The organism is Actinospica sp. (assembly GCF_035552695.1).
Classification (GTDB): Bacteria; Actinomycetota; Actinomycetes; order Streptomycetales; family Catenulisporaceae; genus Actinospica.
In genome coordinates, this window is sequence record NZ_DASZKT010000269.1 from 12469 (window position 1) to 39399 (window position 26931).

Genomic DNA, 26931 nt, shown 5'->3' on the forward strand with positions numbered 1-26931 from the left:
AGCTCACGCGGGCGCCATCACCTCCTCCTGCGCGCCGACGATGTCGAGGACCGCGCCCGCGAGCCGGTCCACCTCCTCCGGGTCCCGCAGCAGCGCGGCGATCCGGTCCGCGGGCAGCGGATCCTGATGCGGCGGACGGTCGGCGCCCCAGGAGGCGCAGGCCCCTCCGAAGGCCTCGCCGACGGCCGCTGCCACCGCCTCGCCCGGGAGTTGCCCGGCGGCGATGCGCCGCCGGAACCCGTCCAGGGCGAGACCGGCGAGCCGGACCAGCATCGCGTCGTCGAACTCGTGCGTCTCGACGATCTGCAAGGCGGCCGGCACGTCGTCGGCGCCGGCCGCGTAGACCGGCGCCTGCTTGCGGCCGAGCGGCACCTCGAGGTAGCGCTCGTACCAGGCCGGGCGGGAGCGCATGACGGCGAGCACCGTCTCCACGTCCCGCTCCACCGCGGCCGCGTCCCCGGCGTCGGCGCCGGGAACCCGGGCCTGCCGGGCGCGGCCCCACTCGTCGAGCGGCCACAGGCCGCAGCCCGCGGTCATCGGCAGGCCGGCCCAGGTGAGCACGGCCACGCCGAGGAAGCACAGCCACGGATCGCCGCCGAGGCCGGCCGCGACGAACTCCGGCAGCCTGGGCCGTTGCAGCGCGCCGCGGGCCCCGCGGCGCCTGCGGTGCCCGTCCACGCAGGCCTTCTGCACCCGGCTGGCTATCCAGCCCTCCAGGTCGAGGATCGGCGTGTCGGCGAAGCGCAGCACGTAGTCCACCACGGCCGCCACGTCGTCCTCGAAGCAATCGAGGCATTCCGGCGTCAGGGCGCTGACGGAGCGCATGCAGCCGTGGTGCCCGCGACGCAGCTCCACGGTGCGGGTGACCCGGCTGAACACGATCGGCCAGGCTGTCGCGTAGACCGCCGCGCCGAGCCGCGCGTGCGACTGCGGACCCTCGGCCGCCACGGCGGCGAGTCCGCCGGTCGCGGCGAGGGAGGACAGCTGCGCGACACTGATAGCAGGGTTATGGGATAGGGGATGTTCGGACGCGGCCGCGGACACACCGCGGCCGCCGAGGCGACGCCGACCCGGGCCCACCGGGTCGGGCCGCGCCGTACCCGGCCGGGCAGGCCGGGGCGCACTTTCTTCGAGCACTGATTTGTCAACCTTCCTTGCGGAGTCCACCAACGCCGCAGGGCGGCGGTCCCCAACGGACCGCAGGTCAAGAGTGGACCGGGAAAGGGTCGAGAACTGGCCAGGAAACGGCCAAGCACGGCGGGTTCGGGACAGCCGTCGCGGACCCTGGCACAGAACGCGGCCGGCGCCGATAATCGAGTCGTGGCCGAAGCAGAGCACTCATCCGCCGAACCGCCGCGGCCGGGCGACTGGCGCACCTCGCCGGAGACCGGCGGGCTCGAGTTCTTCGACGGCCGGGACTGGGTAGGCACCGGCCCCTCGGAGGGTGACTCAGGGCTCCTCATCCGACCGGCGCCAGCCGCCGAGCAGCCCGCCGACGACGCGCCCGGGCCGGAGACCGGAACGGGCTGAAAGACCCCTGCGGGCCGCGGCGCGCTCCGCGGCGCCCCGCTCCTCGAAACCGGCCGTACGCAGCACCTCTCCGTAGAACAGCCGCCGGGTGAGCGTGTCCGGATGATCCGGGCCGAGCCCGGCGAGGCTGCGCTCGTACACCTCGCGCGCGGTTTCGGTCAGCCGGGGGTCGCGCAGCAGGCGCAGGTCCACGGCCACCGCGTAGTGCGCGGCCAGCGGGTCGGCGTGCTCGGGGCCGTGCAGCTCGACGAGACGTTCGTACGTGTCCTGATGCAGGGCGAGCGCGCCGCGCACGTCGCCGAGGGCACGCAGGTCGAGTCCGACGGCGTGTGCGGACCGCAGCGTGTCCGGGTGGCCGCGGCCGAACACGCGGGTCAGGACGCGGAGATTCGGCTCGTCCATCCGGAAGGCCCGCTCGGCCCGGCCGAGCGAACGCTCTCCGTGCGCCGCGTTGTGCACCGCGCGCAGGGTCTGCCAGGACTCCGGGCCGAAGCGCGCGGCGAGCCGGGCGGCGAGCCGCTCGAACGATGCGGTCGCCGACTCGTGCTCGCCGCAGACCCACAGATCGGTGGCCAGGTCGAGTTCGGCGCGCAGCGTCGCCGTGCCGTCCGGCCCCCCGGCCTCGGCGTACGCGTCGACGAGCCGGCGGTCGATCCGCGCGGCGCCCGCGGGGTCCCCGGAGCGGAACAGCGCCCTGGCGATCTCGGCCGCGGCGCCGAGCACGTGCGGATCGCGCGGGCCGCTCTCGGCGAGCCAGCGTTCGTACGCCGATGTGGCCACGTCCAGGGCGGTGCCGGCGTCGCCGCGCACCGTGAGGTGGTGGGCGACGCGGAGCAGCAGTTCGCGGCAGGCCGGCTCGGGGCTCGCGGCGAGATCGAGCGCGAAGGCGTGCGGCAGGATCGCCTCGTACCCCCCGGCGGCCTGCAGAGCCCGCGGATCGCCGGGATCGAACGCGGCCAGCAGGACGCGCGCCGCTTCGCGCGACCCCGCGATCGCCTCCGGCCCGATCCGCTCGCGGATGAAGGACCGCAACAGCGGATGCGCGTGGAAGGCGCCCGCGCGCACCGGGACCAGGCCGCTGTCCGCGATCGCGACGGCCGCCTCCATCGTGGTGATCGCGTCCTCGGGCCGTTCGGTGAACAGGCGCAGCGGCACGGCGGCCGACGCGAGCACACCGAGTAAGCCGAGGACGCGCCGGCCGGCCGCGTACTCGGCCTCGATCCGGTCCACGACCGGAGTCCAGGCGCCGATGACCGAGGCCACGCCACGATGCCGCTGCGAGCTCGGCGAGGCAAGCACGGCGCCGGGAGCTGCGGCCAGCCGTCCCGGCAGGTCCTCGGCGACGAACCAGCCCGCCTTGACCAGGGCCGCCGCGTGCGCCACGGCAAGGGGCAGATCGTCCATCGCGGCGGCCAGCCGGTCCAGGACCGCGGGGTTACGTCCCGGCAGGTGCGCGGTGAGCAAGGCCACTGATTCGGCGCGGGTGAACAGGTCCACCGGGCAGGGTTCCACCGCGGCCAGGCCCCAGTCCGGCAGCCGCGTCGTGACCAGCACGTCGCCGCCGGGCCCGCAGCGCGTCAGCAGGTCGAGCAGCGCGCCGGCACCCGCCGAGCCGTCCACGCCGTCGAACACCAGCAGCCAGCGCCCGTCGCGGCCGAGCCGGTCGAAGAGCTCCGACAAGCCGGTCGCCGCGTCCCACTCGGGCAGTCCGGCCGCCGCGGCGAGGTCGGCGAGCTGCGCGCCGATCGCCCGCGGCTCCCGGGCGTCGATCCACCAGACCGCGGCGCGGCCGGCCGTGCGCCGGGCGTATTCGGCCACGAACACGCTCTTTCCGGTGCCGACCGCGCCGCGGACCAGCACGGGTACGGCCGCTCCGGTGACCGCGGCGCGGGCGCGGGCGGCGGCCAGCGCCGCCTCGAGCCTGGTCGCCGGATCCGGCCGCTCGACGACGTCGGCCTCGGCGGGCGGCAGCCGGCAGACCGGCGGCCGGGCGGCGTGGCCCGGCAGCGGAGTCAGGATCCTGATGAGGCGACGGACGGCCGAGCCGTGGTCGTAGTGGGTCATCCGCAGGGATTGCAGCCCGGCCAGGGCCTCGAGATCCGGCGGCAGCTCGCGTTCGCCGAGCCGGGGAACCTGGTCGAGCAGCACCGGCACGACCCGCTTGCCCAGGCTCAGCGCGAGCGAGAGCTCGGTGCGTACCCAGTCGTCGTGCCGGAACAACCGGCGCTCTCCGTCCGCGCCGCGCATGTCCGACCAGTGCGGCCCGATCACCGCGATGCACACCGCGCAGCCCTCGAGGCTGCCCAGGATCGCGTGCCGGTAGTCGGTGCCCGGTTCGATCGAGTCGGTGGAGCGGAACACCACCGACTCGCCGAAGTGCGCGGCCAGCGCGTTGCGCAGCACCGCCGCCGCGTGCTCGCCGTCCTTGTTGCGGAAGCTGATGAAGACCGCCGCGGTCTGGGCTGGATCGGTCATCGCGGTCCTCGCGCTCTGGGCGGTGCACGGTTTATCCTGGTTCGTACACCCGCACCAGGCCCGGCACCACCGCGTCCACCTCAACCCTGACGGACAGCCGACGGGAAACGGGAGGACGACGATGGAGCGTGGAGCCACTGTGTTCGGCAGGGAGCTGCGACGACGGCGTGAGACGGCCGGGCTCTCCCTGGCCGGACTCGCGCAACTGGTGCACTACAGCAAGAGCCACCTGAGCAAGGTGGAACACGGCATCAAGCCGCCGAGCGAGGGCCTCGCCCGGCGCTGCGACCATGCCCTCGGCGCGGCGGGCGAGCTCGCCGCGCTCGCCGCGCCGCCCGCGTCGCCGCCCCCCGACGAAGAATCGGTCAGCGATCCGGATGAGGTGTGGACTGTGGTTTTCGACGGTGGCGACGTGTGGTTCCGGGCGGCATCGAGGCGGCAGGTGCTCTCCGCGGGAGCGGCGGGCATCGGCCTCGGGCTGCTGCTCCCGGCCGGGCACGGATTCGAACGGCCGGCGGCCTCGGCCGCGGCGGCGGCCGAGCGCGACGGCGCGCGGGTGCTCGACGGCTTCCAGGCGATGCTGGCGCAGTCGCGGGCGCTCGGGCAGGTGCTCGCCCCGGCGGATCTGCTGCCGATGCTCTTCGGCCCGACCAAGGCGCTGCGCCGGGTGGCCGGGCAGTCCTCCGGTGCGGAGCGGGACGCGATGCTGGTGCTGGCCTCGCGCTTCGCCGAGTACACCGGCTGGATAGCGCAGGAGGCGGGCGACGAGACCGGCGCGATGTGGTGGACGGACCGGGCCGTGGAGTACGCGGCGACGGCCGGGCAGCACGACATGGCCGCGTACGCGCTGGTGCGCCGCGGATTGATCGCGCTCTACCGGCACGACGGCCGGCAGACGGTGGAGTTGGCGCTGCGGGCGCAGCACGCCACCCGCGACCCGCGGATCAGAGGCCTGGCGGCCCAGCGGGAGGCGCAGGGGCTGGCCGTGCTGGCGGACCGGGACGGCGCGCTGCGCGCCCTGGACCGCGCGGCCGATCTGCTGGACGCGGCGCCGACGACGGCGGGCGCCGGCCCGCTCGGGCCGACCAACTCGGCCGATCAGATCGAGTTCGCCCGCGGCTGGTGCCTGTACGACCTCGGAGACACCAGGCGGGCGGCCGAGTCGCTGCGCGCGCAGTACGCGGCCCTGCCGGCGACGGCGCTCCGGGCGCGGGCCCGCTACGGCGCACGGCTCGCGCTGGCGCTGGCCGCCGACGGAGAGGCGGAGGAGTCGGCCTCGGTGACCGGCCGGGTGATCGAGGCCTGCGCCCAGGTCGACTCGGCCACGGTGCGGGTGGATCTGCGCGCGCTGGCCCGCGAGCTCAATCGGATGATGTCAGTGCCCGATGTCGCCGCGGTGCGCGGACCGTTGTCGGACCTGCTCAACCCCGCGCGCTGAGACGCAGGTCGCGGGGCGTTTCCCGTTGTCCACGAAGGAGGCAATAGGGCAACACATTGTTATACGGGGCGGTTGTGGCGAGCCTGAAGGCGTAGGCGAAACGACCACAACCGAGGGGAGGGCCCCGTCATGGAGACCCACGGCAGCGTGCATGCTCTGCTCGCCTGGCTCATGTCCGTCGTCGTCGGCTGAGGCCGCGGCGTACGTCCGTCAGAACAACGGGGAGGGGACCTGCGGCCCCTCCCCGTTCCATCCCGCGTCGAAGGACTCGAAGCCATGGCCGTGCGCGCCCTGATCGTCGGAATCGACTCCTACCCCGCCCCGGTGGCGGCGCTGTGCGGCGCGGGCAACGACGCGCTCGCCGCCGAACGCTGGCTGCTGGACGCGGGCGTGCCCGAGTCCGGGATCAGACTGCTGCGCGACGGTGCGGCCACCCGGGCGGCGGTGATCGCGGGCTTCGAGCAGCACCTGAGCGGGGCCGGCGCCGGGGACACCGCGCTGTTCTGGTTCGCCGGGCACGGCTCGCAGCAGCCGGTGCCGCCGGAGTACGCGCACCTGGAGCCGAGCGGCCTGATGCAGACCGTGCTGTGCGCGGACAGCCGCGAGCCGGGCGGCCGGGACCTGGCCGACAAGGAGATCAGGGTCCTGACGTCGCGGCTGGCCGAGCGCGGCGCGCACGTGGTGCTGGTGATGGACTGCTGCCACGCGGAGAGCTCGTCCCGGCTGCCGGGCACCGGCCGCGAGAAGGTGCGGGCGATCGGCCGGCGGGCGGACGCGCCTGCCGGCGGACTGCTGCCGGAGCTCGCCGACCGGGCGGACGTGGCCGGGCTGCTCAAGCGCACCGAGGGAGCCGAGCCGAACCACGTCAACCTCAGCGCCTGCCGCTACTACCAGGGTGCCAGGGAGCTGCGACTCGACGAGCCGCGCGGCCTGTTCAGCCTGGCGCTGACCGTCGAACTGCACCGGGCCGGCCGTGCGGGTTCGGTGCCCACATACCGGGAACTGCTCGTCGCGGCCCGCTGCTACGTCGAGAACTGGATGCCGGACCAGCAGCCCGTGCTCTACCCGGACTCCTCCCCCGCCGAGCTCGCCGACCGGCCGTTCCTCGGCGGCCAGGCGGTCCCGCGCCCGGCGCCGCTGACGCTGAGCTGGCGCGGCGGCTGGGAGATCGACGCCGGTTCCTGCCACGGCATCGCGGCCGCGGCGGAGTGCGGCGAGACCCGGGTCGCGGTGGCCGAGCGCGGTCCGCTGCGCGAGGCCCGGGTGGTCGAAGTCCGCCCCGACCGCAGCGGCGTCGTCCCGATCGGCTGGCAGCCCGACCTTTCACGGCAGTACCCGGTGGTGGTCAGCGCGGTGGCGCTGCCGTCGGCCACCGTGGTGCCGACCGTGAACGAGGAGGGGAATCGGGCTGCCGTCGATCTGTTCACGGCCGCGGCGCGCACGGCCGGGCCCGGCGGCGGGCCCTCGGCGCACGTCCGGGTGGCCGAGGCCGCCGGACCGCCCGGATCCTCCTGGCGACTCGAGGTCCGGGCGGTCCGGCCCGGCGTAGTGCGGCTGATCGACCCGGAGCGGGCGGAATCCGCGCTGCCCGACCTGCCGTGCGGCACCGCGCGGCAGGCCGCGGCGGCGGTCGAGGTGGCCGAGCACCTCGCCCGCTGGCGGCGAATCAGGGCACTGGCGAACCCGGCCTCGGAGCTGGCCGGGCAGATCAGGCTCGAACTGGTGCACGCCCCGGCCGGGCAGCGCCGCGATCACGGCGACGGCGCGGCGCTGCGGCCGGGAGCGGACGGCGCGATCGCGCTGGACTACGCGTGGACCGGCGCCGACTGGGAGGCGCCGCGCGTCTTCCTGCGGCTGCGCAGCACGAGCGGACACCGGCTGTACTGCGTGCTCCTCGACCTGACCGACGACTACGAGATCGCGACGGGGCTGTTCGACGGGGACTGGATCGGCCCCGGACGCACCGCCTTCGTGCACGACGGCACGGCGATCCGGATGCTGCTGCCGCAGGAGCGTCCGCGGCGGCCCGGGGCGCGCGCCACCGACTGGCTCAAGCTGCTGATATCACCGGAGCCGCTGAGCGCGCAGCCCTTCCGGATGCGGCCGGCGGGCGTTCCGGCGGCCCCGCGGCACCGCGGCACCGCGGGGGTGCGCACGCTGCTCGAGAGCTTCGGCCTCGACGACGGCCGGAGGGTCGCGCGGGCCGAGGCTATTGAAGCGGCGGATTGGGCGGCCGTGACGATTCCGGTGTCAACCGGAATACCGGAGCGTACGGAGACGCAGGGGGACCGGATATCGGAATCGTATCGATCGTACTGATTTCGAGTTTTGCGTTTGCCGTCGTCGGAGCGCGGCTAGTGTGGTGTGTACGCGACAGTTCCGGCGAGAGGGGAGCGCTGTTCTGACGATGCGTGATTCCGAGGTGGAGACCCGGCCGCGTTTGGCCGAAGAATTCAGAAGGCTGAGACGAGGCAGGGGGCTGCACGCCAGCGGCCTGGCCGAGCGGATCGGTCCGCTGCTGACCGAACTGCTCGACCCGCCGGCCGACGCGACCGACCGGGAGCTCCGGCGCCGGCTTCGGGTGCTGGTCGACCAGCTGACCAGCGGCTTCCCGGACGACCGGCGCGAGGCCGTGCTGTCCGCACTGGCCACGGACGAACGGGCGGCGAACCGGCTGAGCGACCGGACGGCGAAGCTGGCCGCCGAGAGCAACTACGCCGAGCGCACCGTGCGCCGCCGCATCCACGAGGCCTTCGACGAGCTGGCCGCGGCCGCGGCGGTCGAGCTCACCGGACGGGATCGGGAGGGCGGCTGGTACCTGCGCAGGCTCGACGCGCTGCTGCGGCTCGACGGCCCGGGGCCCGAGGTCACCGAGAAGCGCACCATCGTGGCCCGCCGCCGCGACGGGCTCGAGCGGATCCGAACCAGGTTCAGCGTGCCGTCGACCGCCGAGTGGGTATTGCCGGAAACCGATCTCCAGGTATCCGCCCGATACGGCGCGGTGATCACGAAATTGGCCCGCAAGAGCGATGCGCTGTTCGAAATGGAGATCGAATTTCCGGAGCCGCTGCCTTTCGGCCGGGAGCACGAGTACGAACTCGTATTCCGTTTGCCGCCGAGCTGGCCGCTCGAACCCTACTACGCGATGGTGCCGATGGTGGACTGCGACGCGTTCCGGCTGCGGGTGCGCTTCGGCCTCGACCGGCTGCCGCTGTCCGTGGTCTGCCTCGACGGCCTGGAGTACCAGGAGTTCCGCGGCCGGCTCGCCCCCGGCCGCACGGTCAGGCTCGACTCCTTCGGCGAGGCGGCGCTGAGCTTCGAACGGCTGGTCCCGCGCCGGATGTACGGCATCGAATGGCTTCCGGCTGAGGGCTGAGACCTGAGGCCGAATCAGGGCCCGACGTACGCCGCGACGAGGGACGTGTCCTCGCCGGAGAGCTCCGCCATGGCGCGCAGCCGGTCGTCGAGCCCGTCGCGCACGCCCTGGGCCTCGCGCCGGGCCATCCGGGCGTAGAGCCCCTCGGCGAAAGCGCGGTAGGCGGAGCGGTCCGCGAGGCCGAGCGCCAGCCCGTCGGTGCTCAGCAGTACGAGCCGGCGCGCGCCGAGCGCGTCCGCGGGCTGCCAGTGCAGCAGCATCCGGCGCGGCGGTCCCGCATCCGCCTCGAACGGCACCCGGGAGCCCTGCTCGCCGATCAGCGCGATGTCGCCCTGCCCGGACTGCCAGCAGAACAGCAGCCTGCGCGAGAGCAGCGCGCCGAGCAGGCTGCTGTTCCCGGCGACCGGGGCGGCGCCGACGACGGCGTCGCGCGGTCCGTTCGCCTCGTGCATCCTGGCCCGCTCGCGCAGGCAGCGGCGGATCTCGTCGCACAGCCGGTCGGCGAGCTCCGCGAGTTCCGGCCAGCGTTCCGGATCGTCTTCGAGCCGCACGACGCGGCGGGCGAACGGGATGACGCAGCGCATCGCCTCCTCCACCGCCCAGCGGGCGCCGAGGTGGCCGCGCCGGGCGTCCGGCGACCCGTGCCCGTCCGCCGCGCACAGCACCAGCGCCGCGCCCGCCACGACGCGCAGCGCGACGTGGTCCTGATTCGGCGCCGTCCCGGCTCCGCGCTGCGCGGAGGCGCGCATCGTCTCCCAGGGAAGCTCGGCGGACACTAGACGGTCCGCCGGTTCGCAGCGCATTCATACGGTCCACTCGGGTCGAGCTCGAGGGCGCGCGCGAGCACGAGGCTGCCCGCCCGTTCGGCCGACGAGCTGTCCCCGGCGTCGAGCACGGCGCGCACCTCGGCGCCGAACTCCGCGGCCAGCCGTTCCCGGTCCGCGCGGTCGAGACCCAGGTCGGCCAGCGGATCCGCGCTGACCACGGCGCAGCGGTCCAGCGCCGTGCGCAGCGCGGCCCGGCCGAGGCTCAGCGCGACCGGCGCGGCCACCTCGGGCGTGGCCCGCCGCCGCAGCGATCGAAAGGCCCTGAGGATCTGGCCCAACGCGGCCGGACGCGGCCCGGCCGCGCCGACCGCGGCCCGGTCGATCCGGGTGAGCGCGTCCATCAGCCCGTCCACGTCCTGCTGGGCCATTCCCCCGGTGTTCTCCGGACGGGAGATCCACGCCGCGGCGAGCAGTTCGGCCTCGCGTCCGACCGGCAGCAGCTCCAGCAGCGCCACCGCGGCCAGCCGTCCGGCGTCGAAGGGCGCGCCGAGCGGAATCCGGGCGGTGTCGGTGATCAGCTCGGGGCGGCCGTGCTGCCAGAGCCGGGCGGCGATCTCGGCCCAGGGGTCGCCGAGGGCCGGGCTGCACCGCCCCTCGGCGCTGCGCACCCGGTAGAGGTGGCGCAGTTCGACCTCGGAGAAGGCGAACTCGGCCTCCGGAGGGACTCCGACGATCTGCTCGAAGGCGGCGTAGGGCCGGGTCGCGGACGTGGTGAAGGTCAGCTCGCGGGCCGCCTGCTGCGGCAGCGAGGCGCAGATCAGCGCGATCCACCGGGCCACATCGTGCGGCCGGCGCTCGACCAGCAGGATCTGCGGGCCGGCGCGCCCGGCGAACAGTTCCCTGACATCGGCGAGCACGCAGGGCAGCTGCCCGCGCGCCTCCGCGGCGAAGCGGACGAGCTCGGTCCGGTCGATCCAGGGACGCGGGGTCAGCGTGCCGGGCCGCGTCGTCCAGCACTCCTCCGGCCAGGCGTCGATCGGCGTCAGCCTGGCCCGCGCCGCTTCCTCGCTCAGCACGGCCACCCGCACGTCGAGACAGGAGCTGTTGTCCGCCGGAATGAACCGGCACAGCACGCTGCCGCCATCCGGCAGCCGGCTGTAGGTCAGCACCGGACCGGTGCCGCGGATCCCGGATTCGGCCAGTCTGCGGATCTGGTCCGCGAGTCCCGCTGCCAGGCCGGTGTCTCCCGCGGGCACCAGGAGCGCCGGGTCCTCGTGCGCAGGGCGCAGCCTGAGCCGGTGGACGACCACGCCGGGCGGTGTCTCAGTTGTGATGTCGGATCGCATGTGCTGGTCCATCGGTCACCGCCCCCGGTAGACCAGCGCTGACCAGTCCTCCTCGCGCATCAGCTCGGGGCTGTCGGCGTAACGGGCCAGCAGTCGCGGCAGCACGCTCGTGTCGGGGCGGCGCGCCCAGCGGCGTACCTCGCGGACGGCGGCGGCCGGGCTGCGGCCGGTCTCGGCGAGCTCCGCGTGCAGCAGGTAGAGCATCAGCGACGCGGTCTGCTCGGGAACCGCCTGCCGCCAACCCACGACACCGGTGAATCCGGCCGCGAGCAACGCGTCGGCCGCCGGAAGGAAGGCGCCGGGCGGGAGGATCACCAGGCCGCCGCGTGCTTCGATCTCTGATACGTCCAGTTCACCGGACTCGGCCAGCTCCAGTGCTCCCCCGGCCGTCAGTCCGCAGGCGAGATGCAGTAGCGACGCGCCCGACGCGGCGGCCCGGACCTGATCGGGAGTTGCCTCCCCGTCCGCGTCCTCGACCAGGCGGCCCAGCCCGCGTGAGCGCGGATAGAAGCTGCGCCGCAACAGCAGCGCGTCCACGGTCGTCGTCTCGCGGTCGCCGCGCGGGTTCGTGACGAATACGACTTCTTCGGTGATCGGCCTCGCCGCGCGACGGGACAGTTCGAGCAGTTGCGCGACGGAGGCGAGCCAGGACACTGCCTTGTCGCCCTTGAGGTCGTCGGCGCCATCGCCGAGCACGACGATGCTTTGCGCGTGGCACGCCGCGTCAGCCGCCATGAGCCGACCGGTCTGGGCGTCGAGCCAGGGCAGTCCGGGCGGGTGCGCGATGATCAACGCTCCGGCGCTGAGCGCGCGGACCGCGCCCGAGGTCTCGGCGAACGGCTCGGTAAGGCGGTCGAGCGTGCCCGCGGGCAGCAGCGCGGCCAGCAGAAGCAGCAGCGGCACGGCGTCGGCGTGCTCGCGGGGCACGTCGCGCGCGGCGGCCGCGAGTTCGTCGACGGCGGCTTCCAGGTCCGAGTCGGGCGCACCGTCGGTCTCTCCCCAGCCGTCGTCTCCGTCGCGGCGGGACCTCAGGAGTAAGGCCGCCGAGAGCACGAGGTGATCGGTGCCGAGGGCGGGATCGGCGGCGTGCACGACGCGCGTGGCCAACGCGACGAGGTCATCGGTCCACGGGGCCGGATCGGCAGATCGCAGCACGCTGATCACCTTGGTGCACACGTCGTCCCGCGAAACGGACAGCAGTTCGGCCAGGTCACGGCGCAGCACCTCGACATCGACGGTCAACGTCGGCCGCGGCGAGGCCACGACGTCCTCCTCCGGCTCCGGCCCGTGCACCAGCGGCACCGGACGGTCGAGCGGGTCCATGTCCGCCAGACCCTTCGCGAGATCCAGCAGGTTCATGCCCGGCGTGAGTCCCGACCCGGACAGATTCATCCCGAAGCCCTTGCTCTGCATGCCCTGCAGCGCGGAGACCGCCGAGGCCATCCGGCCCAGGTCGAGCCCGCCGGCCCGCGGCCCGACCCCGCCGAGCAGGTCGCGGAACAGCTCCGTCACGCTGAGCATCGTGGTCGCGGTGCTGGTCATGTCGGCGTTCGACGACACCTTGATCACCTCGCGGAAGCAGTCGGCCGCGCGGTCGAGATCAGCGGTCGAGACCGCGGGCAGGCCGCCGGTCATCGCCCGGAGCATCGCGTCCGGCGACTGCATCGGCCGCGCGGCGCGCTCGACGAGCAGCTGACCCAGCATCAGCCGTCCGGTGGCCACTTGGAGCGGCGGCACGTTGGGGAAGGTGAAGGACTCCTCGATCAGCTCGATGGCGCGTTCGCGGTCGGCTTCGGACCCTCCGCCGATCGCGTTCTTGAGTGCGAGCACGACTCCGTAGAGCACCGCGACCGGTCCGCGCATCGCGTCCTTCGGCCCGAAATACCCGTAGGCCTCCTCGACCGCGCGCAGCGCCTCCTCGAGATGCGCGCGGCCGCCCGGGTTCTGCGGGTGGATCCGGACGGCGAGGTTCATCTCCTCCTGCGCGATCCGGATCAGCGTCATGGCCCGTTCGTGGCCGACCTGCCCGGCCAAGCGCGCGTGCAACTGCTCGATCGTCTCCTGCGGCACGGCCGCCCCGCTCCTCACTGTCCCTGGTGGACGAAGCCCGCCCACGCCTCGACTCCGACGGATCCGGCCTTGTCCCACTGCTCCCGCAGCCGCTTCGGCATGCCCGGCGGCACCGGCCGCTCGTCGCCCAGCAGCATCCACAGCTGGGCCTCGCGCAGCGCGGCCCAGGCGGGCAGGCCGCGGGTCAGATGGTGGTGGAACATGAACATCAGCACCGACGTGGCCCGGTCCGGCACGGCCCACTGGGTGGCCAGCACCGAGCGCACCCCGCCCGCGAGGAACGCGGTGCCGAGGCTGTACGCCTCGTCGTAGCCGTGGATCGAACGGCCGGTCCGGCAGGCGGCGAGCACCGCGAGGCCGATCCCCCGGTCGGGTCCGGTGCTCAGCCGGCGGACGATCTGCTCGGCGGTGACCCGGTCCCCGTTCGCGAGCAGCAGGTAGGCGCTGAGCGCGGAGTCCTGGTCCGCGCCCTCGATCACGCCGTGGCACGCCAGGTGCAGCACGGCCCCGGCGCCGGGGCGGACGGCGTCGAGCCAGCCGAGCAGCTCGTCCGCGGATCCGGGGCCCGAGCGGCTGACCGTGCCGTCGGCGCGGGTGCCGAGGTAGCGGCCGCCGCGGTAGAAGGCCTGGTGGACGGCGTACGCCTCGATCCGCGCGGCCGGCAGGCGATCTTGCGGACGGCCGGTGTCCGGATCCCCGACCACGAGGCCGACGGGGGCGGCCGGCACCGGAGCGACGGCGGCGGCCCGGCACAGCAGGCGGGCCGAGGCGGCGAACGAGAAGGCGGCGAGCTGCACGGCGTGCACCCCGTCCCGCCGGCGGGCCGCCTGCCAGGGAACCAGGGCCAGCCTGCCCATCGGCACGAGGATCACTCTCGGGACGCGTCCCGAGGCGGGCGGAGGCAGCGTCGGCAGGAAATTCTCGATGATCGGACCGATCGCCGCCCGCCACGCCCAGTCGCAGAGCCGGTCCAGGTCCTCCACAGCCTTCCGGCCGCCGGAGGGCCCGAGGTCGCGGGTGGCGAGCGTGTCGATGCAGCGTTCGACGTCCCGGTCGGCCGAGTCGGTGAGGTTGGCCAGGCCCAGGTAGCCGGGCGGCGCGCCGACAGCGGCCGTCACGGCGTACCCGGGATACCCTTCTCCGCCCGGAACGAGGTAGATCAGCGCGTCGGCGTCGAGCGTGCGCAGGGCGTGCCGGATCTCGGACAGGCTGGGCGGATCGAGCACGCCCGAGTGCTCGGCGAGCGCCGTCAGCACGTCGGTGCGGAGATTGGTCGGCGCGGCATCGGCCTCGCCCGTCTCGACCACCCGCCGCCAGCGTTCGGCGAGTTCCCCGTGACCCGCCGCGTCGAGCCTGGCGGCCGCCTCGCGGAACTCCCCGGCCGCGAAGAGCATCAGGCCCCTGCCGCCCTCGAGGGCGCGCAGCGCGTCGGCCGGATCTCCGGCGAGCAGGCACATCCGCGCGGCCTGCACCGCTGAGGACGCGGCCTCCCTGGCCGCTCGCCGCGCCGCCGCCGGGTCGTTCTGCAGCAGCACGTTCCAGGTGATGCCGCGCAGTACTTCGAGCGCGCTCTCCCGGGCGTCCGGGTCTCCGCCTCTGGCCCTGATCTGGGAGAGCAGCTCGTTGATCAGCGGCCAGGCCGGATCGCCGGGGCCCGCGGCCGCCGCCTTGGCGCGTTCGAGCACGTCGCCCGCCTCCGCAAGGTCCCGCGCGTCGCCGGTCAGCTCGATGCGCCGGTACAGGCCGAGGGCGAGCGAGGCGAGCAGGTAGCCGCGTCGCGGATCCTCGGGACCGGTCAGCGCGAGCGCCTCGCGGAAGTGTCCGATCCCGGCGGCGATCCGGTCCAGGTCGTGCTCCGTCCCGCCGGAAAGCGCCGCGCCGCCGACCGCCGCGTGCCGCATCGCCCGCTCGCCATCGCTGATCCCGGGCCTGCGCGCGGCCTCGGCGAGCCGGGCGAACTCGTCCCGGGTGGGTGCCGCGTCCTGCCGCCCGAACACTTCGAAGGCCCGAATCGAGGAATCGATCTGCTCGTGCACCGGACTGTCCGCGGGGAAGATCTGACCGGCCTTTTCCTGAAGCGAGACCAGATCCGGCCTGACGTCCCCGCCCGTCGTCCCCTTGTGGTGCATCCCCATCGCGTCGGTCAGGTAGTCCGCGAGCGCGTTGAGTCGCGGATCGTCTCCGGCCAGGACGCGCAGCCGGCTGAAGTCCGCGGGCATCCGTGAGTAAACAGACTGATCGCCTTCCCCGATTCCGCGGAGGAAGGTGAACATCATCCGCGCCAGTTCGATCTGGGCCCCGACGGCGGCGTCGGAGCCGCTGTCCCGCTCCACCGCGTCCAGCCGGGCCAGCGCCTCGGCCGGGCTCACCCGACCGGGCTCGGAGGCAGTCCCCATCAGGGCCATGACGGTCGCGACGGCGCACAGCCTCGGCCACTGCGGGCCCGGCGGCGGGAAGCGTTGCGCGATCTCCAGCATCTCGTCGAGTGCGTGCAGCGACCGGACGTCGAACTGGATGTTCTGGCTGCGCATCAGCGCGAGGACCAGTTCGGCGGCGAGCGCGGAGCGGGCCGCGTCGTCCGTCTCCATCCGGCGCACCGCGTCCACCGCGGCGGGCAGATCGCCGTGCCCGGCACAGGCCTGCATCACGACGACGTGGACCGGCACCTGGGACACATGCGGCTCCCTTGACTCGAATGCGGAGGCTCTTCAACGGACTACTGACGGACGGACCCGAGCTCGAATTCGATGACGTGGATGTCGCAGCCGTCCGCGGGCCCGGCCGTCGGCTCCTCGACCACCGCGAGGCGCCGGTCGTCGCGCACGCCTTCCTGCTCCAGCACGCTCACGTCGCGCGGACTCGCGCTCACCAGCACCAGGACGGTCTCCGGACGCGGCACGGCCGGGTCGAGGCCGTCGGGCCAGCCCAGCGGCTCATTGAATACGAACCGGCTGCCGGGAACGACGGCCGCGCCGGACGGCGAGTGCTGAGTCAGCACCGTGATGCGGCCGGAGACGCCGATGTCGACGAGCGAGACGAACAACTCGCGGGAGTCGTTGTTGCGCACCTCTATATAGACGTACTCGCCGACGTGCACCGCGGCCCCCGACGTGGGCAGCCGACGCCGCGCGCCACGCCGTACCGTGCCCCAGTCGATCGAGACCTCGGCGTCCAGCCTCCAGTCAGTGCCGGCGACGACGGCCGACTGACGCAGTGCCGAGGCCTGAGCAAGGGCTCTGAGATCACGGAGCACGGCGCCGACCGCGCCGGGTCCGGCCGCGCGCGGTCTGTGCAGCGGGCCGAGCCGGTCGGCGACGGTCAGTTCTCCGTGCGCGCCGACGAGTACCGTGGCCAGCCAGCGTTCCTCCGGCCCGGCCACGCGAAGCGTCGGCGTCGCGTCGACCGCTTCACCCAGGTCGGCTGTGGGCACGAGGACCGGGAATTCGGGTACTGATGCCTTGGTCCGCACCGCCCGGGCGCCGATCGGCACGGCGTCGCGGCCCACGCGGAGCGTCAGCGGGCCCTCCGCGTATCTCGGCCCGACCTCGTCGACCGTCAACCGTCCGATCGGCGCGTCGGACACGACGGCGAACTCGTCCCCCACCCCGACCCCGAACAGCGCGGCGTTCTCCATCCGCGCACGCCCCGCGCCGATCGGGGCGACCCGCAGCGCCGAGACCGCGTCGTCCTCCGCGATCTCGAACACGAACCTGCGGGACGGGCCCTCGACCTCGGGCCGCTGCGTGGATTCGAGCGCGAGGACGCGGCGCCTGACCCGATCCATGACGGCCGCCCAGGTGATCCGCGCGTCGCCCGCCTCGGCGAACGCCTCGACCAGTGCTTCGGTCAGCATCCCGATGCGCGGTCCCGCCCGCCCCCGGTACTCGTACGCCGACTCCCCCGTCGCGCACGCGACGACCCGAACCGCACGCGGATTGCCCGCGGACCGTAGCTGTTCGGGGCCGAGCCTCCCTGTCTGACGCAGCCGGTCCACGTGCGCGCGCACAGCCTCGTATGACGCCAGTTCGGGCAGCGACCGGACCCGCAGGCTCGCATCGCGCGACATCCGCGCCGCGTGGCAGCAGTCGAGGATCACGGTGGCGTTCGCGGTCAGCTCGGTAAGCCGCGCCAGCAGTGCGGACAGCTCGGCCGAGGCGATGCCCCGGAAGTCGCCAGGCCGCGTCGCGTAGTAGTCGACCGGCGCGAGGAACTGCAGGACCTCGTCTCCATCGGAGGATCGCGCGAGGCCGCCGTGCCCGCTGTAGTAGACCACGACCGCGTCGCCCGCGTCAGTGTCCGCGATCAACAGCTCGTACGCTGCCAGCACGCCCGCCCGCGTCGCCTCCGCGCCCACGCACCGCTCGACCGCGAACCCCCGCTTGCCCAGCACCCCCGCCATCGCGTCGATATCGTTCCGCACGCCCGCCAATCCGTCCAGCGGCGCGCCGATCAGCAAAGCCCGTCTACGCATCCTGATTACCCTCCCGTGTAAGCGAAGGCGGCCCAGTACCGCGGATCCTGATAGGGCCGGTCGCCTGGATCGCCGGGCGGCTCGACCTCGGGGATGAGGGGTGCCAGCTCGGAGCGCGTCTCTCGGCGGCGAGACGCAGGTACTCGTCGTTTCCCGTGAGGCTGTGCCGGAGCTCGTAGCCCCTCGCATCGTGCGCCCACGGTTCCTCGAACGTCGGATCGGTCGGATTTCCGCGCTCTCTGCAGGGATGCGGCCAGGAGCGCGGCGCGCCGTAGTCGCCCGCGTGGCAGTCCTCCGTGGAGCAGGACCATCCCCTCACCCTGGCTTCGGGAGGCGCGAGGTAGCCGAACGAGGTGCGAGGCGGACGCATGCCGGTTTCTGACGGACCGGCGTCCGTCAGAGAGTTGCATGCCAAGGTTCTTTCAAGTCAGGCGCCAGCGCTTCCCGGTCGACATGATGCCGCGGCTGGAGCGCTTCGGCCGCTACCAATTCGTGTTCCTACGACTGCGCGACACCGCCGATCGGCCGCTGCACTGCGTCGTGCTGGACCTGACCGACCGATTCAGAATGCACCCCTACCTGTTCCCGGGCGCCTGGGTGGCACCGGGTGTCGCGTGCGTGGCCGACGGCGAACTGATCGAGTTGAGCCTGCCGCCCGACCGGGAGCCGGTTCCCGGAGCGCGGGGCACGGACTGGCTCAAGGTCCTGATCTCCTAGGCGCCGATCGACTCCGCCCTGTTTCCGCTGCCGCGCCTGGGCGAACCGGAGGGCGGCCGCCGCATACCCCCGCGGGGCTTCGGCGGCGTCGTCGACCGGCTCGGTTTCAGCGCCCCGTACCGCGATCTCGCTCCGGTGCCGCGCGCCCTGGAGTGGGCCACGTCCGTGGCCGCCGTCGTCACCAGCGTCCCGCAACCGCGATAGGCCTCGTCAGTGGGTCAGCGTGATGGTGGCGGAGAGAGTGGCAGGGTTGTCCGGAGTGCTGGTCATGGGGGTGCTGACGCGCGCCGTCTCAACGCAGGCGAACTGCCGGTAGCCGTCATCGGTCAGGTCGGCCATGCTCGCCGACAGCTCCGGGCCGGGGTTCCAGGCGACGACGTCGCTGTTGTGGTGGTGACGGATCTCGACGCGGCGGTTGAGCGCGGGATCCTCGATCCGGCTGACCCCGTCCGGCGCGGTGTAGACGCGATCGATCCGGCCGGGGAACGTGAGCGCCCCGTCCTGGCGGCCTTCCGTCTCGGCGACCTTGTCGAGGTACGGGACGCCGAGCCCGGAGACGGCGACGCCGTCGATGTCGCCGACGCTGAAGTAGCTGTGCAGGGCGCCGGTGCTCTGGTAATCGCCGTGGGCCTGCAGACTGATCTCGCAGGCCTGACCCAGCTTGAAGTGGACGAACAGCTCGAACTCGTGCGGCCACAGCGCTTTGGTGTGTTCGTCGCCGCGCAGCCGGAAGGCCAGCTCCGCCCCCAGTTCGTCCTCGCTGTGGGCGTCGAGCTGGAAGGTGCTGGTCCGGGCGAACCCGTGCGAAGGCTTGCCGGCCGGGCCGAACCAGGGCCAGCAGATCGGGACTCCGCCGCGAATCGCCACGCCCTGCTCGAACGCGGTGGCATCACTGAGCCAGATCACCGGCGCCTCACCCTCGGGCTGCCACGCCACCAGATGAGCCCCCTGCGGCGCGACCGCGGCCCGAACCCGGGGATGATCGACCACGATGAGCGGAAGCTCGCCGATCCGACGCACGCTGACATGCTCGGAGAGCTGGTCCAGGACGGGAAGGCCGAGCACGTCCTCGTTCATCCACCACTGCCTCTCGAACCTGCCGGGGCCCGCCCGCGCACCGGCACGGTCACCGGACCTGACCAGCGACGCTGTCAACCGTGCCGATCATAGTGGCTCGATCCGTCGTCAGTCGCTGAGCCATTCGATCTGTCGGATCTTGTTCATCGCGTCGAGCGCGGCGACCTTGTAGGACTCTGCCAAGGTCGGGTAGTTGAACACCGCGTCGACCAGGTAGTCCACGGTGCCGCCGCAGCCCATCACGGCCTGTCCGATGTGCACCAGCTCCGTCGCGCCGGTTCCGAAGACGTGGACGCCGAGCAGCGAGCGGTCCTCCGGGGAGACCAGCAGCTTGAGCACGCCGTAGGAGTCCCCGATGATCTGGCCGCGGGCCAGTTCGCGGTAGCGCGAGACGCCGACCTCGAACGGGATCCGGGCCGCGGTCAGCTCGTCCTCGGTCCGGCCGAGGAAGCTGATCTCCGGGATCGTGTAGATGCCGATCGGCTGCAGCGGTGAGATGCCCTGGACCGTTTCGCCGCAGGCGTGGTGCGCGGCAAGCCGGCCCTGCTCCATCGAGGTCGCGGCGAGCGCGGGGAAGCCGATCACGTCGCCGACCGCATAGATGTGCGGCACGCTCGTGCGGAAGTACTCGTCCACGGTGATCCGGCCGCGCGCGTCGGCGCCGAGCCCGGCGTTCTCCAAGCGCAGGCCCGCGGTCATGCCCTGGCGCCCCGCCGAGTACATCACCACCTCGGCCGGGATCTTCTTCCCGCTCTCGAGCACCGCGAGCGCGCCGCGCGGGTGCCGTTCGACCGCGGCGACGGTCTCGCCGAAGCGGAAGGTCACGGCGAGGTCGCGCAGGTGGTACTTCAGCGCCTCGACCACCTCGATGTCGCAGAACTCGAGCATCCTCGGCCGGGACTCTACGACGGTGACCTTGCAGCCGAGCGCGGCGAACATCGACGCGTATTCGATGCCGATGACGCCCGCGCCGACCACGATCATGCTCTGCGGGACCCGGTCGAGGCTGAGGATGCCGTCGGAGTCCACGACCGTCGCGCCGTCGAAGTCCACGGTGGACGGACGAGCCGGGGTGGTGCCGGTGGCGATCACGATCCGGTCGGCCGTCACCCGGCTCGCGGGGCCGGTGCCGTCGGCGACCTCCACGGTGTGCTCGTCCACGAAGGAGCCGAGGCCGGGCAGCAGCGCGACGCGGTTGCGCGAGAGCTGGCTGCGGATCACCTCGATCTCCCGGCCGACGACGTGCTGCGTCCGGGAGAGCAGGTCGGCGATGGTGATGTTCTCCTTCACCCGGTAGCTCTGCCCGTACATCTCCCGCTGATTGAGGCCGGTCAGGTAAAGCACCGCCTCGCGCAGCGTCTTGGACGGGATGGTCCCGGTGTTGATGCACACCCCGCCGACCATGTCCCGCCGCTCGACGACCGCCGCGCGGCGCCCGAGCTTCGCCGTGGCTATCGCAGCCTTCTGACCTCCGGGCCCGGAGCCGAGAACCAGCACGTCGTAGTCATACACATCCGCAAGTGTGCCAGCGCCATGCGTCAGATCGAAGACCTCAGTGTGAACGGAACCGCCGAGGGAACGGCCGCCCTCCGCGATCGCGCCTCGATCAGGTCTCGTCCGAGCGGGTGAGCGAGCCCGCGAAGTCGGCCGACAATCGGCAGAGGGTCGCGCGGTCCGCCGGGCCGACCGCCTCCAGAGCCCCGGCGATGACGGCTTCGGCCAGCGGAGTGACGGTGGCGAGCGCCTGGTGGCCCGCGGCGGTCACGTGGTTGTCCACGATGCGGCCGCGTCCGGTGCCGCGTTCGACGAGTCCGCGTTCTTCGAGTCGCCGCAGCAGTCCGCTGAGCGTCTGCGGGGTGTGGAAAGTGGCCCTGGCCAGCTCGGAGGCCGAGGCTCCAGGATGCCGTGCGGCCTCGCGCAGCACGGCCCACAAGCCCAGGTTGAGGTCGAACGGACGTAAGACCTCGTCGATGCGTAGCGCGAGCACGTGTTGTGCGCGCTTGAGCGTCAGACCGAAGTCGATTGCCGGTGACAGTTCAGGGTCACGATCGTTGTTCATGACCACGGCGTCATGCTAACAGCGCGTCCATCACTTCGGATCGAGCACCAACAGCGGGATGCGCCTGTCGGTCTTCTCCCGGTACTCGGCGTAGGGCGGGTACGTCCGAACTGCCCGCTCCCACCACTCGGCCCGCTCGTCGCCTTCAACCTCGCGCGCGACGAATTCCCTGGTCACAGTCCCATCCTGCAGCCGGATCTCGGGATGCGCCTTGATGTTGTGATGCCACGTCGGGTGCCCGGCGGCGCCGCGCTTCGAAGCGATGACGACGTACCTTCCCTCGCGCTCCGGAATCGGCAAGGTTGTGCAGGAAGACGGACTCGCACCGCGGTGTGGGCCGAATCGTTGGACTCGGCCCACACCGCGGCGCATTCCTTACTCGCCGCGGCTAGCGATTGGCGGTGCCTACTGCACGACGGACCACACGAAGGTGGCTGTGCCGGTGACTCCTTCCGTGTCTGTCGCCGTCACGGTCACCGTGGAGGTCCCGAGCGTCGTGCCCGTGCCGGAGACGGTGCCGTTCGCGGCGATCGAGAAGCCGGGCGGCAGTCCGGTCGCCGTGTACGTCAGAGTCTGCGCGGTGTTGGAGTCCTCGCCCTGCATCGCGAACGAGATCGCCGCGCCCTTCGGGCTGCTGTAGCCGAAGGGGTTGACCACCCCGACCGTCTCCGCGCCCGGCACGCCCGAGTTCGCCGTGACGTTCGCGCTGACCGCCGTGTTCGCCGGGGCGATGCCCGCGGCCGAGGCCCCGGCGGCGATCTGGCCCGTCAGCTCGTGCGAGAGACTCGTCGAGCCGGTCAGCGGGACGTTGTTCGACGCGTCCCCGACCTTGATCGAGTACGTGCCCGCCTGCGCCTCCCACTGGTTGTCCGTCCCCGACCAGGCTGCCAGATCGTGGATGTTCAACGGGAAGGAGACCGTGGTGGACTGGCCCGCATTGAGCGTGACCCGGTCGAAGCCGCGCAACTGCTCGGGCGGGTCCTGGCTGGCGGCCGGGTCGCCGACGTACATCTGGGCGACCTCCGCGCCGGCCGCCGAACCGGTGTTGGTCACCGTCGCGGTCACCGTGGCGTTCCCGTCGGCGTTGAAGGCCCCGACATTGAGGTTGGAGAAGGAGAACTTGGTGTAGGAGAGGCCGAAGCCGAACGGGAAGGCGGGGGTGATGTTCTGCGACTGGTACCAGCGGTAGCCGATGTTCACACCCTCGCTGAAGCTCACGCCCGTTGAGGTGCCCGGCCACTGCGCGGTGGTCTGCGCCGGGACCTGGCTGAGGCTGCTCGGGAAGGTGACCGGCAGCTTGCCGGACGGGTTGGCGGTGCCGAAGATCAGCGCGGCCATCGCCGCCCCGGTCTCCTGCCCGCCGTACCAGTTCTCGAACACCCCGGCCACGTTGTTGAGCCACGGCATGACCACCGGACCGCCGCTGTTGAGCACGACGATGGTGTTCGGGTTTGCCGCGGCCACGTCCTGGATCATCGTCTCGTCCGTGCTGGACAGATCGAGGGTGGTGAGGTCGGTCTCCTCGCCCTCGGGCAGGTTGACGTAGATGATCGCGTCGGTCGCCGCCTTCGCCGCGGCCACCGCCTGCGGAATGTCGGTGGTGCCGTTGTCGTTGCCCGCGGTGTAGGTGACCTTGACGTTCGCGCCGGCCGCGTTCTGGATGCCGGTGATCGGCCAGATCGTGTTCGAGCTCGTGACCGTGCCGCTGCCGCCGCCGGCGAGTTCGACTCCCGCCCCGCCGTCGGTGCCGATGACGGCGATGGACTCGCTGCCGTTCGGGTTGAGCGGCAGCAGGCCGTTGTTCTTCAACATGACCGTGCCCTGCTCACTGAGCTGCAGCGCGGTCTGCTGGTGCGCCGCGCTGGTGACGGTGGCGGACAGGGAGCCGGTCTGCGCGTTGTCGAACATGCCGAAGGCGAACATCTGGGTCAGGATCCGGCCCACGGCCTCGTTCACCGTGTACTGGCTCATCGCACCGGACGAGATCGCGGAGCTCAGGTCGCTCGCGATCGAACCGGGGAACGGCATTCCGACGTCCATGCCCCCTTCGACGGAGGCGACGTTGTTGTAGTCGGCACCCCAGTCGGAGGTGATGAAGCCGCCGTAGTTCGCCTGCGCATCCAAGCCCTGCAGCTGCATGTCGCCGTTCTGGCAGGAGGCGGCGCCGTTGACGACCGCGTAGGAGCACATCATCGAGGCCGGCGCGGACTGCTCGGCCGTGGTCTGGAACGGCGCCAGGTACAGCTCCTCCAGTGCCTGCTGGCTGACCGTCTCGTTGTTGTTGCCGTTCGGGTACTGCTCCTGGTCGTAGGCGGCGACGTGCTTGACCATGGCCATCACGTCCTGGCTCTGCAGGCCCTGGACCTCGGCCGAGGTGATCAGGCCGGCCAGATACGGATCCTCACCGTAGGTCTCGTACGTCCGGCCCCAGCGCGGATCGCGCACCAGGTTGGTCGTCGGGCCGAGCGCCACGTTCACGCCCTTGCCGGCGAACTCGGCGCCCATCGCGGCGCCCTCCTGCTGAATCAGTGCCGGGTTCCAGGTCGCGGCGGCGTTCTCCCCGTCGGGGAACGCGGTGACTCCGCCGGTTCCGTCGCCGACCCCGTTCGGGCCGTCCTGAAGGTTCGTCGGCGGGATGCAGAGGTTGGGGATGCCCGCGATCTGGCCGATGTAGGACGAGCCGCCGTCACCAGAGAGCAGGGTGAACTCCTCGGACTGGTCCATGGTGTTGAGCACCTGTTGGACCCGCTGCGCGACCGGGGCGGTGGAGTTGACCCAGGAGCAGGTGCCGTTGCCGCCGTTGCCACTGCCGCCGGGGAGCGGCGCGGTGGTGGTCAGGCCGTACACGTCGAACTCGAAGATCGAGTCGCCCCACTGGGTGGCGCGGGCCGTGGCGTACATGCGGATGTACCGGTCGGTCGCGGTGATACTGAACGTCTGACTCCCACCGGCACCCGTGGTGGTGGAGTAGACCGTGGTCCAGTTCGCGTTGTCATTGGACACCTGGATCTGGAACGCCGACGCGTACGCGGCCTCCCACATGAGGCCCACGCTGCAGATCTGCTGCTGGGCACCGAGATCGACCTCGAGCCACTGCGGGTCGGTGGCCGCGCTCGACCAGCGGGTGCCCGGGTTTCCGTCCGTCGCGTCCGCCGCCGGGTAGGCGGTGGCGTCCTGGGACGAGGAGGCGGTGGTCGGCTGATCAAGAGCGAGATCCTGGAAGCCGCAGTACTCGGTCGGGCCGGTTCCGCCTCCGCTGTTCGATCCCTGGGCGAAGGCCAGATAGTGGAAATTCCAGCCGGCCGCGTCCTGGTTGACGGTGAGCGTCTGCTGTCCGGCCGCCAGAGTGACGGTGGCCGTGACCGTAGTCCAGGTCTGATAGCCGCCGGTGCTCGGCACCGCGACCGCGCCGGTCAGGTTCGTGCCCGAGGAGTTGGTGATGTGCAGCGCGTCGGTGACCGCAGCGGGCGCGGCCACTCGGAAGCTGACTGTGTAGGTCCCTGCGGTACTGACTTGGACCGTGTACTTGAACCATTGACCTGCCGCGGTCCAGCCCATGTCGTCCGCACCGCCGGCTGCGGTGGTGTCCTGGGTGTCCGCGGTGGCCTCAAGATCGATGCCGTCGGAGCGATAGCTGTTGGCCGAGCCGTTGGTCGAGGTCGCGTTGTACGCCACGCCCTGGCCACCGGTGTCGTAGTTGGCCGCCTGCACCGTGCCGGGCACGGCCGCGGGCGTCCCGCCGAAGGGCTGGTCCCCACCCGAACCTCCGCCGGCCGAGCTCAAGGTGAAGCTCAAGTAGTGGAAGTTGAAGCCGTTGGAATCCTGATCGACCGTCAGCGTCTGCTGTCCGGCAGGCAGGGTGACGCTGGCGGTCACCGTAGTCCAGGTCTCATAGCCGCCGGTGTTCGGCACGGCGACCGCACCGGTCAGGTTCGTACCGGTGGAGTTGGCGATGTGCAGCGCATCGGTGATGCCGTACGGCGAGGACAGCCGGAATGCGACGCTGTAGGTCCCGGCGGTGGCCACGTTGACGGTGTACTTGAACCACTGTCCTGACGTGGTCCAGCCCATGTCGTCCGCGCCGCCTGCCGCGGTGGTGTCCAACGTGTCCGCTGTCGCCTCGAGGTCGACCCCGTCAGAGCGGTAGCTGTTGGCGGTCCCGTTGGTGGAGGTGACGTTGTACGCCACGCCTTGGCCGCCGGTGTCGTAGTTCGCGGCCTGCACGGTGCCCGGCACCGCGGCCGCGGTCCCACCGAAGGGGGCGTCGGCTGCGGCGTGCGCCGCCGTTGGCACCGCGGCCATCGAGAGCGCGGACAGGGCGAGTACCGCGAGCAGCACGCGGAGTGTGGGTCGGCGCCGAGTCGTGCGCGGTCTCCCGCGTGCGGGCGACGGCGGTCTCGGATGCGGGAGAGGCTTCATTGCATTTCCCTTCGGTTGCCAGATCTTCTTCCCGGCACAGCCCCGAGGCCGGTCGGCTCGTGAGCCGGGGGCCGACCAGCCCGGGACTGGTGCTGGCGGGGGGCATCGCGGACGCCGCAAGGCAGCCTTCAGCGCGCAGCGTCCCGCCGCGTCGATCATGGTGAAGCGCGCTCGGAAGCCAGGAGCATGAGCCTCGGAGAGCGCTCTCCGAAGAGACTGTCTATGACAGGAAGCCGGTCAAGTCAAGCCTCTGCAACGCATCGAAGAAGTCGATCATTATGGAAGGTGGCCGTGCGGAAGTGGGCGCTGCTCGCACCGGCTCCGCGGAACAGGAGCAGCACGGAGCGTCGTGACGTCGAGCGATCGTCGGCGGTCGGGACGCCGAGCACGCTCCCGCGGGACCCGGTTTCCACAGGTTGAGGGGACGGGCTTCTTGATTCAGTATTCTGGAGCCATGGCCAATGGATCCCGCCACGATGACGACACACCACCGACGGAGTGGCTGACTGACGCGGAGGTCGATTCCTGGCTGTCCGTGGTGCGGCTGATGACCTGGCTTCCCTGGTCGATCGAACAGCAACTGCGGCGCGACTCCAACCTGGGGATCGTGGAGTACCAGGTACTGGCAATGCTCTCCAAGAACCCGGACTGGACCATGCGGATGAGCTCGCTCGCCGTCGTCACCAACGCGTCGATGTCTCGGCTGTCGCACCTGTTCACGCGCCTGGAGGGACGGGGCCTGGTGCGCCGCGAGCCTGATCCGTCGGACGGGCGGTTCACCAACGCGATCATGACCGACGAAGGCTTCAAGACACTCGCGGATGCCGCCCCCGGACACGTGGCCCACGTGCGATCGATCGTCATCGACGCCATCTCGCCGGAACAGCTGCGGCGCCTGGGCCTGACCGCCGACCGCATCGTGTCGCGTATCGACACCTCGGAAATCAACTGACGAGTATTTGACTGAGGCACGCTTACCATCGCCCTCACAAGGCTTGATGAGTCAAGTTCATCGCTCCGAACTCCGTTGACGCTCTGATCACCGCCACCTAGAAGGCACAAGCGCACAGGACGCGCGACGCTTCCTCCTGAGGCATACGCACTTGACGCTTCAAGTCACCACGGCTACTGTCGAATTGTCAGCACCGTGATTGGCCAAGAGGGAGAAGAGCGTCATGGCAAGCAA

The 26931-nt window shown here is 72.0% G+C and carries 17 protein-coding genes; 5 read left to right on the plus strand and 12 right to left on the minus strand.

The features are described 5' to 3' along the window. Nucleotides 1-3: 3 nt before the first annotated feature. Together VG296_RS30595 and fxsT are read right to left on the minus strand one after the other, a co-directional pair. Nucleotides 4-1137, minus strand: coding sequence for a hypothetical protein (locus VG296_RS30595; RefSeq protein WP_325571981.1), 1134 nt, complete (start codon nt 1135-1137; stop codon nt 4-6). A gap of 312 nt (nt 1138-1449) precedes the next feature. Continuing rightward, on the minus strand, nt 1450-4005 hold the full coding sequence (gene fxsT / locus VG296_RS30600) for an FxSxx-COOH system tetratricopeptide repeat protein (RefSeq protein WP_325571982.1): 2556 nt from the start codon (nt 4003-4005) through the stop codon (nt 1450-1452). Between the two features lie 121 nt (nt 4006-4126). Between fxsT and VG296_RS30605 the strand changes: the two genes are divergently transcribed. From VG296_RS30605 to VG296_RS30615, 3 genes are all read left to right on the plus strand, one after another. After that, on the plus strand, nt 4127-5443 hold the full coding sequence (locus tag VG296_RS30605) for a helix-turn-helix transcriptional regulator (protein ID WP_325571983.1): 1317 nt from the start codon (nt 4127-4129) through the stop codon (nt 5441-5443). A 276-nt stretch (nt 5444-5719) separates the two neighbouring features. Then, nucleotides 5720-7762 (plus strand): caspase family protein, encoded by a 2043-nt coding sequence (locus VG296_RS30610; RefSeq protein ID WP_325571984.1) that lies wholly within the window; start codon nt 5720-5722, stop codon nt 7760-7762. 88 nt (nt 7763-7850) lie between these two features. Further along, a complete protein-coding gene (locus tag VG296_RS30615) occupies nt 7851-8819 on the plus strand; it encodes a hypothetical protein (RefSeq protein ID WP_325571985.1) in 969 nt (322 codons plus the stop codon). A gap of 14 nt (nt 8820-8833) precedes the next feature. Here the strand turns inward: VG296_RS30615 and VG296_RS30620 are convergent, their stop codons facing one another. Genes VG296_RS30620 through VG296_RS30640 form a run of 5 tightly spaced genes read right to left on the minus strand, consistent with a single transcriptional unit; the run spans nt 8834 to nt 17473 of the window. After that, entirely contained in the window at nt 8834-9595 is a 762-nt protein-coding gene (locus tag VG296_RS30620; RefSeq protein WP_325571986.1) for a protein phosphatase 2C domain-containing protein, read from the minus strand. Further along, nucleotides 9595-10932, minus strand: a complete 1338-nt coding sequence (locus VG296_RS30625; RefSeq protein ID WP_325571987.1) for a GTPase-associated protein 1-related protein — start codon at nt 10930-10932, stop codon at nt 9595-9597. The genes VG296_RS30620 and VG296_RS30625 overlap by 1 nt, the downstream gene beginning before the upstream one ends. A 15-nt stretch (nt 10933-10947) precedes the next feature. Then, nucleotides 10948-13002 carry a CHAT domain-containing protein gene (locus tag VG296_RS30630; RefSeq protein WP_325571988.1) on the minus strand — a complete coding sequence of 685 codons (2055 nt, stop codon included), beginning with the start codon at nt 13000-13002 and terminating at the stop codon, nt 10948-10950. A gap of 14 nt (nt 13003-13016) precedes the next feature. Continuing rightward, nucleotides 13017-15677, minus strand: a complete 2661-nt coding sequence (locus tag VG296_RS30635) for a CHAT domain-containing protein (protein ID WP_325571989.1) — start codon at nt 15675-15677, stop codon at nt 13017-13019. A gap of 41 nt (nt 15678-15718) precedes the next feature. Further along, entirely contained in the window at nt 15719-17473 is a 1755-nt protein-coding gene (locus tag VG296_RS30640; protein ID WP_325571990.1) for a caspase family protein, read from the minus strand. Between the two features lie 408 nt (nt 17474-17881). On the opposite strand from VG296_RS30640, the gene VG296_RS30645 reads away from it, so the two are divergent. Continuing rightward, nucleotides 17882-18190 (plus strand): hypothetical protein, encoded by a 309-nt coding sequence (locus VG296_RS30645; RefSeq protein WP_325571991.1) that lies wholly within the window; start codon nt 17882-17884, stop codon nt 18188-18190. A 210-nt stretch (nt 18191-18400) separates the two neighbouring features. Here VG296_RS30645 and VG296_RS30650 read toward each other — a convergent pair whose 3' ends face one another. From VG296_RS30650 to VG296_RS30670, 5 genes are all read right to left on the minus strand, one after another. Then, nucleotides 18401-19267: a D-hexose-6-phosphate mutarotase gene (locus VG296_RS30650; RefSeq protein WP_325571992.1), complete on the minus strand. Its 867-nt coding sequence runs from the start codon at nt 19265-19267 to the stop codon at nt 18401-18403. A gap of 108 nt (nt 19268-19375) precedes the next feature. Then, the gene (sthA, locus tag VG296_RS30655; protein ID WP_325571993.1) at nt 19376-20779 is read right to left on the minus strand and encodes a Si-specific NAD(P)(+) transhydrogenase; all 1404 of its coding nucleotides are present in this window, start codon (nt 20777-20779) and stop codon (nt 19376-19378) included. A gap of 94 nt (nt 20780-20873) precedes the next feature. Next, entirely contained in the window at nt 20874-21326 is a 453-nt protein-coding gene (locus VG296_RS30660) for a MarR family winged helix-turn-helix transcriptional regulator (RefSeq protein ID WP_325571994.1), read from the minus strand. 30 nt (nt 21327-21356) lie between these two features. Beyond that, nucleotides 21357-21626 carry a nitroreductase/quinone reductase family protein gene (locus tag VG296_RS30665; protein ID WP_325571995.1) on the minus strand — a complete coding sequence of 90 codons (270 nt, stop codon included), beginning with the start codon at nt 21624-21626 and terminating at the stop codon, nt 21357-21359. Nucleotides 21627-21731: 105 nt separating this feature from the next. Next, entirely contained in the window at nt 21732-25664 is a 3933-nt protein-coding gene (locus VG296_RS30670) for a glycoside hydrolase family 3 C-terminal domain-containing protein (RefSeq protein WP_325571996.1), read from the minus strand. Nucleotides 25665-26199: 535 nt separating this feature from the next. Between VG296_RS30670 and VG296_RS30675 the strand changes: the two genes are divergently transcribed. Continuing rightward, complete coding sequence (locus tag VG296_RS30675) at nt 26200-26697, plus strand: MarR family winged helix-turn-helix transcriptional regulator (RefSeq protein WP_325571997.1); 498 nt, start codon at nt 26200-26202, stop codon at nt 26695-26697. Nucleotides 26698-26931 lie beyond the last annotated feature (234 nt).

What these genes read in the sequence shown, in the direction of transcription:
- VG296_RS30640 (WP_325571990.1), bottom strand. Translation starts at nt 17,473, where the DNA reads ATGCGTAGACGGGCTTTGCTGATCGGCGCGCCGCTGGACGGATTGGCG.
- VG296_RS30610 (WP_325571984.1), top strand. Translation starts at nt 5,720, where the DNA reads ATGGCCGTGCGCGCCCTGATCGTCGGAATCGACTCCTACCCCGCCCCG.
- VG296_RS30625 (WP_325571987.1), bottom strand. Translation starts at nt 10,932, where the DNA reads ATGCGATCCGACATCACAACTGAGACACCGCCCGGCGTGGTCGTCCAC.
- VG296_RS30660 (WP_325571994.1), bottom strand. Translation starts at nt 21,326, where the DNA reads ATGAACAACGATCGTGACCCTGAACTGTCACCGGCAATCGACTTCGGT.
- VG296_RS30675 (WP_325571997.1), top strand. Translation starts at nt 26,200, where the DNA reads ATGGCCAATGGATCCCGCCACGATGACGACACACCACCGACGGAGTGG.
- fxsT (WP_325571982.1), bottom strand. Translation starts at nt 4,005, where the DNA reads ATGACCGATCCAGCCCAGACCGCGGCGGTCTTCATCAGCTTCCGCAAC.
- VG296_RS30605 (WP_325571983.1), top strand. Translation starts at nt 4,127, where the DNA reads ATGGAGCGTGGAGCCACTGTGTTCGGCAGGGAGCTGCGACGACGGCGT.
- VG296_RS30650 (WP_325571992.1), bottom strand. Translation starts at nt 19,267, where the DNA reads ATGAACGAGGACGTGCTCGGCCTTCCCGTCCTGGACCAGCTCTCCGAG.
- VG296_RS30615 (WP_325571985.1), top strand. Translation starts at nt 7,851, where the DNA reads ATGCGTGATTCCGAGGTGGAGACCCGGCCGCGTTTGGCCGAAGAATTC.
- VG296_RS30645 (WP_325571991.1), top strand. Translation starts at nt 17,882, where the DNA reads ATGCCAAGGTTCTTTCAAGTCAGGCGCCAGCGCTTCCCGGTCGACATG.